The organism is Actinoplanes sp. NPDC051851 (genome assembly GCF_040681165.1).
Classification (GTDB): Bacteria; Actinomycetota; Actinomycetes; order Mycobacteriales; family Micromonosporaceae; genus Actinoplanes.
On the sequence record NZ_JBFAYF010000017.1, the window covers coordinates 1 to 14,265 of the forward strand.

A 14,265-nucleotide genomic window follows, 5' to 3' on the forward strand; every position below is an offset into this window, starting at 1 on the left:
GGACCGGCCACCCCCTCGACCGCACCCGCACCACCCACCTACAACGCCTCGACTTCACCCTCGCCGCCTAAACCCCGAATAAGCCAGCAGGGTCACGGGTGTGTCGAGGCCCTCGATGCACCCCTGAGGACCAGCCGAAGTCACTCCATAGTGGGCGCACAGAAATCCGTGGCAGCGTTGCCGCGATGAGAGCTGCTGTGATGAGAATCGGACCCCGTACCGTCCTGGCCCTCGCCGCACTGGGTGTCGTCTGCGTGGCCACGTCCCTGACGCTCTTCGCGCTGCTCCACGTCCTGCCACCCTCGGCCTCGCTGGACTGGACCCGCCGCACGATCAGCCAGTACGCCCTCCTCCCGAACGGCTGGGTCTTCGACACGGCCACCCTGCTGCTCGCCGCGGGTTCCGCCGGCATCCTGATCGCCCTGCACCGGACCGGCGTGCTGCGCCGCGGCGCGGTGATCGCCCTGGCCGCGTGGGTGGTCGGCCTGATCGGCGTCGTCTGGTTCCAGAAGCACAGCTGGTCCGGCGGCGGCCCGTCCATCAGCGGCGACATCCACCGTTTCTTCAGCCTGGTCGCCTTCGTGAGCCTCCCCGCCGGCGCCCTCCTCGCCGCGGCTCCATGGCTCCGCCACCCCACGCCCGCCACTCACGCCTCTGCAGCCCAGGCCCCTGCCGTCCACGCGCCTGCCGTCCACGCGCCGGTTTCCGCTTCCGCCGTCGGGGATCCGCGCGCCGCGCGGTCGGTCGCCCTGGGCGGCGCGGCCTCCCTGCTCTGCTTCACTCCGATCCTGTACGCCCTGATCTCCCAGTCCTGGACCGGCGTCCGCTGGTGGCAGGCGATCCCGCTCGGCACCTTCGAGCGCCTCCTCGGCCTCGTCGAGGTGACGACGGTGCTGCTCCTGGCCTGGTGGGCGATCCGCGCCACCCGCACCCGGCAGCCGTCCACCGATTCGCTCCCGGCCTGACCGCATGCTCCCGCCCGAACGCTCCCGGCCTGACCGCATGCTCCCGCCCGAACGCTTCCGGCCGGAGGGCGGCTGGCGCTGATGGGTGTGTCGCGCCGGCCGAGGCACCCCTGACGGCCGGCCAGGGTGTGCCGCCCCTGGGGTCTGGGGGTGTGTGGGCGGGGGTGAGGGGCCCCTGGCGGCCAGCCGGAACGCGTCGGTGGGTCGGGTGATCGGGAGCGGTCAGGCGGGGTGGGGTGCGGGCTCGCGGTGGGTCGGGGTGCGCATCGTGGTGGCGGTGGCGGCTACGAAGAGGGCCAGCAGGACGGGGATGCCGAGGGCGGCGGTCAGGCCGATCACCGTGGCGGCGGCGCCGATCAGGATCGGGCCCAGGAGGAAGCCGACGTAGCCGATGCCGGCCACCGTCGACAGGGCGCGGCCCGGGTGGCCGGGGTCGCGATCGCCCGCGGCGGAGAAGACCTGCGGGGCTATGCAGGACAGGCCCAGGCCGAGCAGGCCGAAACCGAGGACGCCAGCGGCCGGGCGGTCGAGCAGCAGGCAGGTGCCCAGGCCGGCCGCGGCGAGCAGGGCACTGTAGCGGACCACCCGGACCGGGCCGAGCGAGCGGGTCAGGCGGTCGCCGGCGAGACGGCCCACGGTCATCAGGACGGCGAAGGCGGCGTAGCCGTACGCGGCGGAACCCGGGCTGGTGTGCAGGTCGTCGCGGAGGTAGACGGCGCTCCAGTCGGCCGCGGCGCCCTCGCCGACCAGGGTGCAGAGGACGAGCGCGCCGAAGAGGACCAGGATGAACCGGCGCCGGCCGTCCGGAGAAGAAGCCGGAGAAGAGGAAGAAGCCGGAGAAGAGGAAGCCGGAGAGGAGGAAGGGGGAGAGGGAGGCGACGTGGGGGCGGGGCGCGATGCCGGCCGCCGGCGGAGTTGCGGGAGCGTCCACCGCGCCGCCCAGGCCGCGAGCAGCAGGACGGCGCCGCCCACGCAGAGGAGGGTGGTGGACGCCGGGAGGGCGGCGTGGGCGAAAGCGCCGCCGATGATCGCGCCGAGGAAGCCGCCGAGGCTGTAGACGGCGTGGAACGAGGACATGATCGGGGTGCCCCACCGGCGCTGCAGCTCGACGGCGGCGGCGTTCATCGCGATGTTGAGGGTGCCGTGGACGGCGCCGAACGCGAAGAGCGCGGCCGACAGGGTCGCCAGCGTGGGGCTGAGGCCGGGGAGGACGAGCAGCGCACCCTCCAGCAGCGCGGCCGGGATCAGCAGGGGGAAGCGGTCGGTGAGGCGGCCGAGTACGGACATGCCGAGGATGCAGCCGGCGGCGAAGGCGAGCAGGGCGACGCTGAGCGAGCCGTCGGAGAGCGCCAGCCGTTCCTTGATCGCCGGGATACGGGAGGTCCACGCGCCGAGGGCCGTACCGAAGAGCAGGAAGGTGAGGGAGACGGCCACCCGGCCGCGGACGAGGGCGCGGTCGGGCGACATATCCATCACCTTAACTGTTCGGGGAAGCCGAAACGGGCCCGAAACAGCGCGGATCTCCCGGCGTCACCGGGGCGGTCTCTACTTTCTATCAAGCGATAGAAAGTAGGTGGTGAGGTGACCGAGGGAACCGCGACCACGGCGGGTGCCCGGGCGCACGCCCGCGCTCAGGAGAGGGCCGCCGAGCAGCCCCCGCTGCCCGAGGGGGTCGAGCTTGACAATGTGACCTGGGCGGAGACCGTGGCGGGCGGCGGGTACGCGCACGCGGTCCTGGCGCCGGGGACCCTGGTCGAGCTCACCGATCTGGACGGGGACGCCTGCGCGGCCGTGCTCGTCTACAACGCGCTGGAGACCCACGAGCGCCTCAACGTCGCGGACACCGTCAAGGTCCAGTGGCAGGTCTACACGAGCGAGGGGCAGGTGCTCCTCTCCGACCAGGGGCGGGCGCTCGCCACCGTGGTCGCGGACTCCTCCGGGCGGCACGACTCGTTCTACGGGGTCAGCACCCGGGACCGCAACGAGCGGCGGTACGGCGACGGCAGCCCGCAGGGCCCCTCGCCCGCCGGTCGTGAGCTGCTCAAACTCGCCGCCGCCAAGCACGGTCTCGGTCCTCGTGACCTGCCGCCCGCGCTCACCTTCTTCCAGGGGGTGCGGATCACGCCCGAGGGTACCCCGCAGTGGCGGGGCAGCGCGGGCGCCGGGACGTCGATCCGGTTCCGGGCCGAGATGCCGCTGATCGTGCTGATCGCCAACACGGCACACCCCCGCGATCCACGTGAGAACTTCGCCTGCGGCCGCCTTCAGATCGTTTCCTGGCGTACGGGAACAGAAGTCGATCTTGAAAAGGACGCGGACCCGGAACGCCGCCGGGCCTACCGGAACACCACCGACTACCTGCGGGCCAGGGGGCTTCGATGATCGTGCGGGACGAGATCGTGGCGCCACGCGCGCCCTGGTCGGCCATCCTGGAGAAGGGGCAGGGGCTGACCATCGTGGACCTGGACGGGAACCAGGCGGTGGACTTCCTCGCCTACGGCTACCCGAGCGGGGACGCCTACAGCGCGCAGACCACGCTGCAGGAGCAGGACTCGGTCTACCTGACCACCGGCTCGGTGCTGCGGACCAGTGAGTCCGCGCCGCTGCTGACCATCACGGCGACCGACGTGGCGCGGCACGACACGCTCGGCGGCGCCTGCTCCAAGGAGTCGAACACCCTCCGGTACGGCCACCACACCTTCGGTCAGCACGCCTGCGCGGAGAACTTCCTGATGGAGTTCGCGAAGTACGGCATGGGCAAGCGCGACCAGGTCTCCAACGTCAACTGGTTCATGAACGTGCCGGTCGACCCGGACGGCGCGCTCGGCATCGTGGACGGCATCTCCGCACCCGGCCTGTCGGTGAGCATGCGCGCCGAGACCCGCACCCTGGTCGTGGTCTCCAACTGCCCGCAGATCAACAACCCCTGCAACGGCTTCGACCCGTCCCGCGCCCGGATGATCATTCATGACCGCGCGTGACGCCGTCCTCCTGATCGCCAACCGGGGCGAGATCGCGGTCCGGATCATCAGGACCGCCCGGGAGATGGGGATCCGCACCGTCGCGGTCTTCTCCGACGCGGACCGGGGCGCCGCGCACGTCCGGCTCGCCGACGAGGCCGTGCGCCTCGGCCCGGCACCGGCGGCGGAGAGCTACCTGGACGTCGACGCGGTGATCGCCGCGGCGAAGAGCACCGGCGCGACGCTGATCCACCCCGGCTACGGCTTCCTCTCCGAGAACACGGTCTTCGCCGAGCGCTGCGCCGCCGAGGGCATCACGTTCGTCGGGCCGACCGTGGCGAACCTGGCCCTGTTCGCCGAGAAGCACACCGCCCGCGCCGCCGCCGAGGCCGCCGGGGTGCCGCTCCTGGCCGGCACCGGAGTGCTCGCCGACCTGGACGAGGCGCTCGCCGCCGCCGACCGGATCGGCTACCCGGTGATGCTCAAGGCGACCGCGGGCGGCGGCGGGATCGGCATGCGCGCCTGCGCCGGCCCGGACGCGCTCGGTGCCGCCTGGGCCGACGTGCGGCGGCTGGCGGCCGCGAGCTTCGGATCGGCCGAGGTCTTCCTGGAGCGGCTGGTCACCGAGGCCCGGCACGTCGAGGTGCAGGTCTTCGGCGACGGCGAGGGGCACGTCCGGGCCATCGGTGACCGGGACTGCTCGCTCCAGCGCCGGAACCAGAAGGTCCTCGAGGAGTGCCCGGCGCCCGGCCTGCCCGTGGCGATCCGGGAGGCGATGGCCGAGGCCTCGGTCCGGCTCTGCGCGGCGGTCGGCTACCGGTCGGCGGGGACGGTCGAGTACATCTACGACGCGGGGCGCGAGGAGTTCGCGTTCCTCGAGGTCAACACGCGGCTGCAGGTCGAGCACCCGGTCACCGAGGCGGTCTACGGGATCGACCTGGTCGAGTGGATGTTGCGACTGGCCCTGGGCGATAAATCCTTTATGTCGCGAACAATAGCGGCAAGGGGCGCGGCTGTCGAAGCGCGTGTCTACGCCGAGAACACCGACCTGGGCAATGTCCCGAGCGCCGGCACGATCACCCGTTGCGAGGTGCCGCCCGGCATCCGGTTCGACGGCTGGATCGAGCCCGGCGCCGAGGTCACCGCCTACTACGACCCGATGCTCGCCAAGCTCATCGTGACCGGAGACGATCGGGAGAGCGCCTGGGCGGCGATGCGCGGGGCCCTGGCCGGCACCCGCATCGACGGCGTCGCCACCAACCTCGGCCTGCTCGCCTCGGCCGCGGCGGAGCCCGCCGTGCTCGCGGGGGAGCACCACACCGGCACGCTGGCCGGCGTGGTCAACACCGCCCGCCGGATCGAGGTGGTCCGCACCGGGCTGCTCGCCACCGTGCAGGACTGGCCGGGCCGGCGCGGCTACTGGCAGGTCGGCATCCCGCCGTCCGGCCCGATGGACGACCTCTCGTTCCGGCTGGGCAACCGGGCCCTGGGTAACCCGGAGGGCGCGCCCGGCCTGGAGATCACCATGTCCGGCCCGACGCTGCGGTTCCACGCCGCCGCGACGATCATGCTGACCGGGGCGCCGGCGCCGCTCACGGTGGACGGCGCCGAGCGGCCGCAGTGGGAGCCGGTCGAGGTGCCCGCGGGCGGGCTCGTCGCGATCGGCACGGCGACCCGGGGGATGCGCTCCTACCTGCTGATCCAGGGTTCGCTGGACGTGCCCGAGGTCCTCGGCTCGGCGAGTACGTTCGACCTGGGGGAGATGGGCGGCTTCACCGGCAAGCCGCTGCGGGTGGGCGACATCCTCGCGCTTGCCGAAACGTCATCAGAAGTCGCGATAAAGGTGGACGAAAGGCCGGATATCGGCCGGGCCTGGGAGCTCGACGCCCTCGAAGGGCCGCACGCCGCCCCGGAGTTCTTCACCGCGGCGAGCATGGCGACGTTCTACGACACCGACTGGGAGGTGCACTACAACTCGGCCCGTACCGGCGTCCGGCTGGTCGGCCCCAAGCCCGAGTGGGCCCGCCCCGACGGCGGCGAGGCCGGCCTGCACCCCTCCAACGTCCACGACACGCCGTACGCCATAGGCGCCGTCGACTACACCGGTGACCTGCCGATCCTGCTCGGCCCGGACGGCCCCAGCCTCGGTGGATTCACCTGCCCGGCCACCGTCGCCACCGCCGACCTGTGGAAGCTCGGCCAGCTCCGCCCCGGCGACACCGTCCGGTTCCGCCCGGTCGACGACCGCGGGGACGACCGCCCCGCCGTGCACGACCAGGGCATCCTGCACCGGAGCGGCGCGCTGACCATCCGGCGCAGCGGTGACCGCAACCTCCTGGTCGAGTACGGCGAGATGGTCCTGGACATCGCCGTCCGGATGCGGGTCCACGCGCTGATGACCGCGATGGAACACCAGCCGGTCGAGCTCACGCCGGGCATCCGCTCCCTCCAGATCCACTTCGACCCCGCGGTGATCACCCAGGAGAGGCTGATCGAGGCCGTCGGGAAGGCGGACGCGTCGCTCCCGCCCGACGACGATCTCACCGTGCCGAGCCGGACCGTCCACCTGCCGCTGGCCTGGGACGACCCGAGCACCCGCGAGGCGATCCGCCGCTACATGGCCGGTGTCCGGGACGATGCGCCGTGGTGCCCGTGGAACATCGAGTTCATCCGCCGGATCAACGGCCTGGAGAGCGTCGACGACGTCTACCGCACCGTCTTCGACGCGGAGTACCTGGTCCTCGGCCTCGGCGACGTCTACCTCGGCGCGCCGGTCGCGACCCCCGTCGACCCGCGGCACCGGCTGGTCACCACGAAGTACAACCCGGCGCGCACCTGGACGCCGCAGAACGCGGTCGGCATCGGCGGCTCGTACCTCTGCGTCTACGGCATGGAGGGCCCCGGCGGCTACCAGTTCGTCGGCCGTACCGTCCAGGTCTGGGCCACGCACGCCCAGCGCGGCCCGTTCGCCGACGGCGTCCCCTGGCTGCTGCGGTTCTTCGACCGGATCCGCTGGTACCCCGTCGAACCGGACGAACTGCTCGCGATGCGCGCCGACATGGCCGCCGGCCGCCTGCCGCTGCGGGTCGAGGAGGGCGAGTTCAGCCTCGCCGCCTACCGCGCTTTCCTGACGGAAAACGATCAGTCAATAGCCGCCTTCCGGCGACGTCAGGGCGCGGCCTTCGCGGTCGAGCGCGAGGCCTGGGACGCCTCCGGCGAATTCGATCGTACGGAATTGACGCCCCCCGCCCCGGCGGAAAAGGCGGTCGACGTCCCGGAAGGTGCCGATCCCGTGGAGGCCCAGTTCGTGTCCAGTGTGTTCCGGATCGACGTGGCACCCGGTGACCACGTCGAGGCGGGCCAGCCCCTACTCGCGGTGGAGGCGATGAAGATGGAGTCGGTAGTGGTGGCACCCCGGTCCGGGCGGATCCACAGCCTGCCGGTGGAGCTCGGCGCCCAGGTCGCGCCGGGCACGATCCTGGCGGTGATCTCGTGAACCTGGACGATCGCTATGCGCGGGCCGCCGAGCGACCGGAGGCCTGGATCACGCTGCGCCCCCAGACCGAGGTCCAGCGGGAGGTCGACGAGGCCGTCGCCGCCGGGCTGCCGCTGGCCGGGCTGGTCTTCGCGGTCAAGAACAACATCGACGTGGCGGGCATCCCGACCACCGCGGGCTGCCCGGCGTACGCCTACGACCCGGCCCGGGACGCGACCGCGGTGGCCCGGCTGCGCGCCGCCGGCGCCGTGGTGCTCGGCGCCACCAACCTGGACCAGTTCGCCACCGGGCTGGTCGGCACCCGGAGCCCGTACGGCGCGGTCCGGCACGCGACCGATCCGGCCCGGATCTCCGGGGGGTCCAGCAGCGGCTCGGCGGTGGCCGTCGCGCTCGGCGCCGCCGACTTCGCGCTCGGCACCGACACGGCGGGCTCCGGCCGGGTGCCCGCAGCCCTGCACGGCCTCTACGGCGTGAAGCCGACCAAGGGCACGGTCAGCGCCGCCGGGGTGGTCCCGGCCTGCCGCTCGCTCGACGTGGTCACCGTCTTCGCCGCGGACCTCGCCCTGGCCCGCCGGGTCACCGAGGTGATGACCGGTTTTGACGAGCGCGACCCGCTCTCCCGGCCGTTCCCCGAGCAGCGTTCCGCGCCCGGCGTGCCCGCGCCCGGCGTGCCCGCCGCCGGCCCTGTGCGGATCGGTGTCCCGGCGCCGGGCGCGCTCGGCGAGCTCGACCCGGGCTGGGCCGAGCGCTTCGCCGCCGTGGTGGCCAGCTGCCCGGAGACGGTCATCGTCGACATCGAGCCGCTGCTCGCCGCGGCCCGGCTGCTCTACGAGGGCGCCCTGGTCGCCGAGCGGTACACGGCGGTCGGCCCGTTCATCGACGAGCACCCGGACGAGGTCGACCCGACCGTCCGCGCGATCATCGGCGGCGCCCGGGACCTGCCCGCCTGGCGGCTCTTCCAGGACCTGGAGCGGATCGACGGCTACCGGCGCGTCGCCGCGTCGATCTTCGCCGAGGTGGACGCGCTGCTGCTGCCGACCACCACCGGGCACCCCACGCTCGCCGCGGTCGCCGCCGAGCCGGTCGCGGTCAACACCCGGATGGGCCGGTTCACCAACTTCGCCAACATGCTCGACCTGGCCGCGCTGGCGGTGCCCGCGGGGACGGCGGGTGGCCTGCCGTTCGGGGTACAGCTGATCGGCCCGGCGTTCAGCGACCGGCGCCTCGCCTCCATCGCCGCCGTACGCGAGAAGGGTTTCGATCTATGAGCGAACGGCTGCGGATCGCGGTGGTCGGGGCGCACCTGACCGGCATGCCCCTCAACCATCAGCTGCTCGACCGGGGCGCCGCGCTGGAGTTCGCCGGCAGCACCGCCCCGCACTACCGCCTGTACGCGCTCACCGCCAGCCCGCCCAAGCCCGGCATGCTCCGGGTGACCGACGGCGGCGCGGCGATCGACCTGGAGGTGTGGTCGATGCCGCCCGCCGGGTTCGGTGAGTTCGTCGCCGGTCTGCCCGCCCCGATGACCATCGGCAGGGTCCAGCTCGCCGACGGCACCGAGGTACCGGGCTTCCTGGTCGAGCCGTACGCGATCGCCGGCGCCCCGGACATCACGTCCTTCGGCGGCTGGCGCTCGTATCAGTCCGCTGCCCGCTTCTAGGCCGGGTCTGCGGGCTGTGTCGAGGCCTCCGGCGCAGCCCTCGGCGCCGGCCGGAACCTTCAGACGGGGACCGGCGCGGACGTGGTCAGGCAGGTCTCCAGGGCGCGGGTGACGCGGGTGGGGTCGGGGGCGGCGATGACCACGCGGGCCAGGGCGGCCGCGTGGCGGGTCACGTCGGCGCGCAGCGACTCCGGTACGCCCGCCGACCAGTCGGCGGGGAGCGTGGGCGGCCGGAGGTACTGGATCTCCACCCGGAGGCCGCCGGTGGAGGGGAGGGACTCGGCGGCGGCCAGCTCGTCGGCGTGCCGCAGCGTCGCCTGGCCGGTGTACGGGCGCGGTGCCGCCGTCACGGGCGCCCGGCGCTCGCCGAGGTGCGCGCCGAGCGCGTCGTCGCCCCAGTCCCGGCCGGTGGTCCGCTCGATCAGCTCGGTGATCCCCATGCCGGAGAGCCGGAAGCCCATCTCCAGCAGGTCGAGGGCGCCGTCCGCGCCGCGGATCAGGTCCACGTGGAACGGGCCGTTCGCGTACCCGACCGCCGCCACGCAGGCGTCGACGAACCCGCGGACCCGCGCGTCCACCTCGGCGCCCGGATACGCGACGTGCCCCGCCTCGCGGAAGCTGTAGAGCGGGCCGTCGTGCTCGGTCGTGGTCAGCTTCTCGCAGAGGGTCAGGATCTCCGCCGCGCCGTCCCGCGCGACCGCCTGCACCGAGAGCTCCGTACCGTCGACGAACTCCTCGACGATCTAGCCGGTGAACCCGCCGCCGTCGTAGTTGCGCAGCCGGCCCAGCTCCCGGCGGGCGAGCGGCAGGTCCCGGCGGTCGGCCAGCATCACCACGCCCAGCCCGCCGCCGCCGTTGTCCGGCTTGATCACCACGGGGAAGCTGAGCCCCTCGGCCGCGGTCTCCAGGTCGTCCAGCGTGTCCGCGAAGCCGTGCCGGGGCTGCCGTACCGGGATCGCCGCGTTCGTCATGACGGTCCGCTGGGCGCGCTTGTACGGGCTGCAGAAGTCCGGCGACTGCCCGCTCGGCGCCGCGCCCAGGGCCCGTGCGGCCCGGTACGCGGAGTCGACGTACCGCTCGAACCCGGCGAGCACCACGGCCGGGGCCACACCGAGCGCCCGGATCGCCGCGCTCAGCTCGCCCGGGTCGGCGGGGTGATCCACCGCGACCACCGCGTCGAACGCGCTCCGCCCGAGCACGCTCCGCCACCGGAGATGGTCGGGCGTCTCGGCCAGGATCGCGGTCATCCCCCGGCGGCGTGCCGCGCCGAGGTACGGATCCAGACCGTCCCGGCCCGCGCCGACCTGGACGAATACTTTCCCCTCGGACACCGGCGGTCCCCTTCCGGTCGCGTCAGCCCATTCACTGATCGCAACGAGAGGCCGTGATGATCGGTGACGAGGCCGGCGTCAGCCCGCGACGCTGATCCGGGCGGCCGGTTCGTCGTCGCGCGTCGCCGTCGCGGTGATCCGGGCGGCCGGGGGGAGCAGCGCGGGGTCGCCCTCCGGCCAGGCGGCCGGGTCGTCGCCGAGCGCCGCCAGCTGCTGGATCTGCAGCTGCGACCAGGGGGAGAACTCCGAGCCCTCGGCCGAGACGGCGGCCTGGAACTCCGCCCAGGAGAGCCAGCGGGTCTCCTCGACCTCCGCCGGGTTCGGCCGGGGGAGGGCGCTCGCCGTGGCGTAGAAGACCGGGCACATCTCGTTCTCGACCACGCCGTGCAGTTCGGCGCGGTACCGGAACGCGGGGAGGACCAGCCGGACCTCGTCGAGGGGGAGGCCCAGCTCGTAGGAGGCGCGGCGGCGGACGGCGTCGGCGAGGGTCTCGCCCTCCGCGGGGTGGCCGCAGACGCTGTTGGTCCAGATCCCCGGCCAGGTCTTCTTGCTCAGCGCCCGCCGGCTGGCCAGATAGCGGCCCTCGGCGTCGAAGACGTAGCACGAGAAAGCCAGGTGCAAGGGGGTGGCGTCGGTGTGGACGGTCTGTTTGTCCCGCAGGCCGATGGCCTCGCCTGCTTCGTCGAGCAGAATGACGTGTTCCACAGTGTTCCCTGCCTGCAAGCTCGATTAAGGAAGGCGCCGGTGTCGCAGCGTGACCGTATTGGTTCGTACCGCTACGGCGCACCCTAACCGATCGTCTCCGCGATCCGCCAGCGCGACGGTGCGTCGCCCTTTCAAGATCACATCGGCGCGATGACGTGCGTGGCTACGTGACGTAACCATATCGTTACTCACTTTCCGTGCTGGAAAGCGGGTTCACAGTCACGTTCCTGACCTGCGCATTTCCCATTCATGTCGATGATTGACCATTGCGGACGGTGACATTTATGGGTTGCGGACCGTCCATTGTGACCGACGTCTCACTCGACGGTGCCCTAATGATCAAATGACGATAGCTGGGGCGCGCGATCTCGCGGGCCGCCCGAACACGGGTAGGTCGGCGGTGGCGGCTGCCGGGAAGAACAGGAGTCGCATGCAGGACTTGTCTGTCTCGGATCACCTCGGTGGCCAGATGAGCCGCCTCTGTGGTGTCCTCGGGCTCGACCCGTCGGCACCGGTCGAACTGCTCGGTGAACTGCTCGGCCCGCACCGGAACCGGCCACTCTCGGCCCCGCCCGCGTTCCTCTCGGACGTCGCCGACGACCACTCGCCGGTCGAGTTCTCCATCGCGTACAACGAGAGCGAGCCACCCGCGCTGCGCATCCTCGCCGAGGGCTTCGGCGCCCGGCCGGGCGTCCGCGAGAACCACGCCGCCAACCTCGACTTCCTGCGGGCGCAGAGCGAGCGGTACGGCCTCTCCACCACCCGCCTCGACGCGGTACGCGACCTGTTCACCACCGCGAACCCGCAGGGCGACTTCGTGCTCTGGCTCTCGCTGGTGTTCCGCAGCGGCCGCCGCCCCGAGTTCAAGGTCTACTTCAACCCGGAGGTGGAGGGGCGGGAGCGCGCCTTCGACCTGATCGGCGAGGCGTTCGACCGGCTGGGCCTGGGCCCGGGCTACCGGACCATGCTGAAACACTCGATACGCTCGGGCGAACAGGGCCGCCTCGACCGGCTCGCCTTCTTCGCCCTCGACCTGCACGACACGCCACAGGCGCGGGTCAAGCTCTACCTCGCGCACCACGACGCCACCGCCCAGGACGTCGCCCGGGCCGCGACCGTCGTCGACGGCGTCGACCCCGACGAGCTCATCGACTTCATCAGCCGCAGCGGGCGCTCGCACCGGTACTCCGGCCGCCCCCTGGTCGGCAGTTTCACCGTCACCGGCGGCGCCGACCGCCCGAACGGGTACAGCATCTACGTCCCGATCCGCAGCTACGTCACCGACGACAGCGAGGCCCGCGAGCGGATCCTGCCGCTGCTCTCGCGCTACCGGTTCGACCCCGCCGTCCTCGACCGGGCCCTCGCCGCGATCAGCGACCGTCCCCTCACCGACGGCGTCGGCCTCATCGCGCACTCCTCCCTCCGCCTGGGCCCCCCACGTCCCGGCATGACGGTCTACCTGAGCTCCGAGGCGTACGAGACCCGCGCCCCCCGCTCGGTCAGCCTGCCCGCCGCGTAAGAGCGTTCGCCCTTTCTGCAGCAAGCCCCCCACATCACAAGGAGCCCCCCGTGTTATCCGATCCGATCAGGAAGCCCCCGCCGTACCGGATCAAGGTCGTCGAGCCGATCCCGTTCCTCTCGCCCGAGCAGCGCCGCGCCGCGCTCGCCGAGGCCGGGTACAACCCGTTCAACCTGCGCGCCGACCAGGTCACCATCGACTTCCTCTCGGACTCCGGCACCGGCGCCACCTCCACCGACCAGGAGGCCGCCGCCGCCCGGGGTGACGAGTCGTACGCCGGCGCCCGCTCGTGGTTCCGCTTCCGCGACGCGGCCGCCCTGCTCACCGGCTACCCGCACCTGCTCCCCACACACCAGGGCCGGGCCGCCGAGCGGGTGCTCTTCACCAGCCTGCTCAAGCCGGGCCAGCTCTGCCTGAGCAACACCCACTTCGACACCACCGGCGCCAACGTGACGCTGGCCGGCGCCGAGGCCCGCGACCTGCCCTGCGCCGAGGCCCGCGACCTGGACAGCGACGAGCCGTTCAAGGGCAACATCGACCTGGACGCGCTGGAGAGCACGCTCGCCGGGCCGGAGGGTTCGCGGGTCGGCCTGGTGCTGATGACGATCACCAACAACGGCTTCGGCGGCCAGCCCGTCTCGATGGCGAACCTGGAGGCGGTCCGCGAGATCACCCAGCGCCACGGCGTACCGTTCTTCCTGGACGCCGCCCGTTTCGCGGAGAACGCCTGGCTGGTCAAGCAGCGCGAGCCCGGCTACTCGCACTGGACGCCCCGGAAGATCGCCACCCGCGCCTTCGAGCTCGCCGACGGCTGCCTGATCAGCCTCAAGAAGGACGGCCTCACCGCGATCGGCGGCCTGATCGGCCTGCGCGACGAGAACCTCTGGCAGCAGTGCGAGGCGCTCCTGATCGCCACCGAGGGCTTCTCCACGTACGGCGGTCTCGCCGGCCACGACCTCGAGCGGCTCGCCGTCGGGCTGCGCGAGGTCACCGAGCCGTCGTACCTGGAGGGCCGCGCCACCCAGACGGCCCGGTTCGCCCGCATGATCAACGACGCCGGTGTGGACATCATCCAGCCGGCCGGCATCCACGCCCTCTACCTGAACGCCGGGCGCCTGCTGCCACACCTGACCCCGGCCGAGTTCCCCGGTCACTCGCTCGGCTGCCAGCTCTTCCTGGACGGCGGCATCCGCTGCGCCGAGCTAGGGTCGCTCTACCTGGGCACCCTGGACGAGGAGAACCGCCTGACCGGCCCGGCCCCGTTCGAACTGGTCCGCCTGGCGATCCCGCGCCGGGTCTACACCGAGGAGCATTTCGCGTACGTGGCCGGAGTGCTCGGCGACATCGCCAAGGACCCGGAGCGCATCCGGGGCTACCGGATCGCCTCGGCCCCGCCCCTGCTCCGCCACTTCAAGGTCCGCCTGGAGCCGATCCAGGCCTGACCCCTCCACCCGCGCCCGCCACCGCTTTCCGTACCCGCCGCCGCTTCCCGGCCGGCCGGCGCTCTTCCTGCCGGCTGGCACTCAGCGGTCCCCCAGCCCCGAGAAGGCACGCCGGGTTCCGTTGGCTGACCGTCAGGGGTGTCTCGGCCGGGCTTGATCGACTTTCATGATCAACTGCGGGTGATGA

Annotated in this window: 12 protein-coding genes; 8 read left to right on the top strand and 4 right to left on the bottom strand. The window is 72.5% G+C overall.

The window, feature by feature from the left end; translation table 11 throughout:
* Nucleotides 1-200: 200 nt before the first annotated feature.
* On the top strand, nt 201-965 hold the full coding sequence (locus AB0M08_RS18170) for a DUF998 domain-containing protein (protein ID WP_364494097.1): 765 nt from the start codon (nt 201-203) through the stop codon (nt 963-965).
* Between the two features lie 222 nt (nt 966-1,187).
* Here AB0M08_RS18170 and AB0M08_RS18175 read toward each other — a convergent pair whose 3' ends face one another.
* Nucleotides 1,188-2,432 (bottom strand): MFS transporter, encoded by a 1,245-nt coding sequence (locus AB0M08_RS18175; RefSeq protein ID WP_364494100.1) that lies wholly within the window; start codon nt 2,430-2,432, stop codon nt 1,188-1,190.
* A 114-nt stretch (nt 2,433-2,546) separates the two neighbouring features.
* Between AB0M08_RS18175 and AB0M08_RS18180 the strand changes: the two genes are divergently transcribed.
* Genes AB0M08_RS18180 through AB0M08_RS18200 form a run of 5 tightly spaced genes read left to right on the top strand, consistent with a single transcriptional unit; the run spans nt 2,547 to nt 9,081 of the window.
* Nucleotides 2,547-3,347, top strand: a complete 801-nt coding sequence (locus AB0M08_RS18180; RefSeq protein ID WP_364494103.1) for an urea amidolyase associated protein UAAP1 — start codon at nt 2,547-2,549, stop codon at nt 3,345-3,347.
* Complete coding sequence (locus AB0M08_RS18185; protein ID WP_364494106.1) at nt 3,344-3,946, top strand: urea amidolyase associated protein UAAP2; 603 nt, start codon at nt 3,344-3,346, stop codon at nt 3,944-3,946. Before AB0M08_RS18180 ends, AB0M08_RS18185 begins: the two co-directional genes overlap by 4 nt.
* Nucleotides 3,933-7,421 carry a 5-oxoprolinase/urea amidolyase family protein gene (locus AB0M08_RS18190; protein WP_364494109.1) on the top strand — a complete coding sequence of 1,163 codons (3,489 nt, stop codon included), beginning with the start codon at nt 3,933-3,935 and terminating at the stop codon, nt 7,419-7,421. Before AB0M08_RS18185 ends, AB0M08_RS18190 begins: the two co-directional genes overlap by 14 nt.
* On the top strand, nt 7,418-8,689 hold the full coding sequence (locus tag AB0M08_RS18195; protein WP_364494112.1) for an allophanate hydrolase: 1,272 nt from the start codon (nt 7,418-7,420) through the stop codon (nt 8,687-8,689). The genes AB0M08_RS18190 and AB0M08_RS18195 overlap by 4 nt, the downstream gene beginning before the upstream one ends.
* Nucleotides 8,686-9,081 carry a hypothetical protein gene (locus tag AB0M08_RS18200; protein WP_364494115.1) on the top strand — a complete coding sequence of 132 codons (396 nt, stop codon included), beginning with the start codon at nt 8,686-8,688 and terminating at the stop codon, nt 9,079-9,081. Before AB0M08_RS18195 ends, AB0M08_RS18200 begins: the two co-directional genes overlap by 4 nt.
* 59 nt (nt 9,082-9,140) lie before the next feature.
* Here AB0M08_RS18200 and AB0M08_RS18205 read toward each other — a convergent pair whose 3' ends face one another.
* The 3 genes from AB0M08_RS18205 to idi all read right to left on the bottom strand — a co-directional run bounded on the left by AB0M08_RS18205 (nt 9,141) and on the right by idi (nt 11,117).
* Nucleotides 9,141-9,824, bottom strand: a complete 684-nt coding sequence (locus AB0M08_RS18205) for an ATP-grasp domain-containing protein (protein ID WP_364494467.1) — start codon at nt 9,822-9,824, stop codon at nt 9,141-9,143.
* Complete coding sequence (locus tag AB0M08_RS18210; protein ID WP_364494118.1) at nt 9,825-10,412, bottom strand: hypothetical protein; 588 nt, start codon at nt 10,410-10,412, stop codon at nt 9,825-9,827.
* 78 nt (nt 10,413-10,490) lie between these two features.
* Nucleotides 10,491-11,117 carry an isopentenyl-diphosphate Delta-isomerase gene (idi, locus tag AB0M08_RS18215; protein WP_364494121.1) on the bottom strand — a complete coding sequence of 209 codons (627 nt, stop codon included), beginning with the start codon at nt 11,115-11,117 and terminating at the stop codon, nt 10,491-10,493.
* A gap of 430 nt (nt 11,118-11,547) precedes the next feature.
* Here idi and AB0M08_RS18220 point away from each other — a divergent pair, with 430 nt between their 5' ends.
* Together AB0M08_RS18220 and AB0M08_RS18225 are read left to right on the top strand one after the other, a co-directional pair.
* Nucleotides 11,548-12,636 carry a tryptophan dimethylallyltransferase family protein gene (locus AB0M08_RS18220; RefSeq protein WP_364494124.1) on the top strand — a complete coding sequence of 363 codons (1,089 nt, stop codon included), beginning with the start codon at nt 11,548-11,550 and terminating at the stop codon, nt 12,634-12,636.
* A gap of 50 nt (nt 12,637-12,686) precedes the next feature.
* Entirely contained in the window at nt 12,687-14,078 is a 1,392-nt protein-coding gene (locus AB0M08_RS18225) for a tryptophanase (RefSeq protein ID WP_364494126.1), read from the top strand.
* The last annotated feature ends 187 nt before the right edge of the window (nt 14,079-14,265 follow it).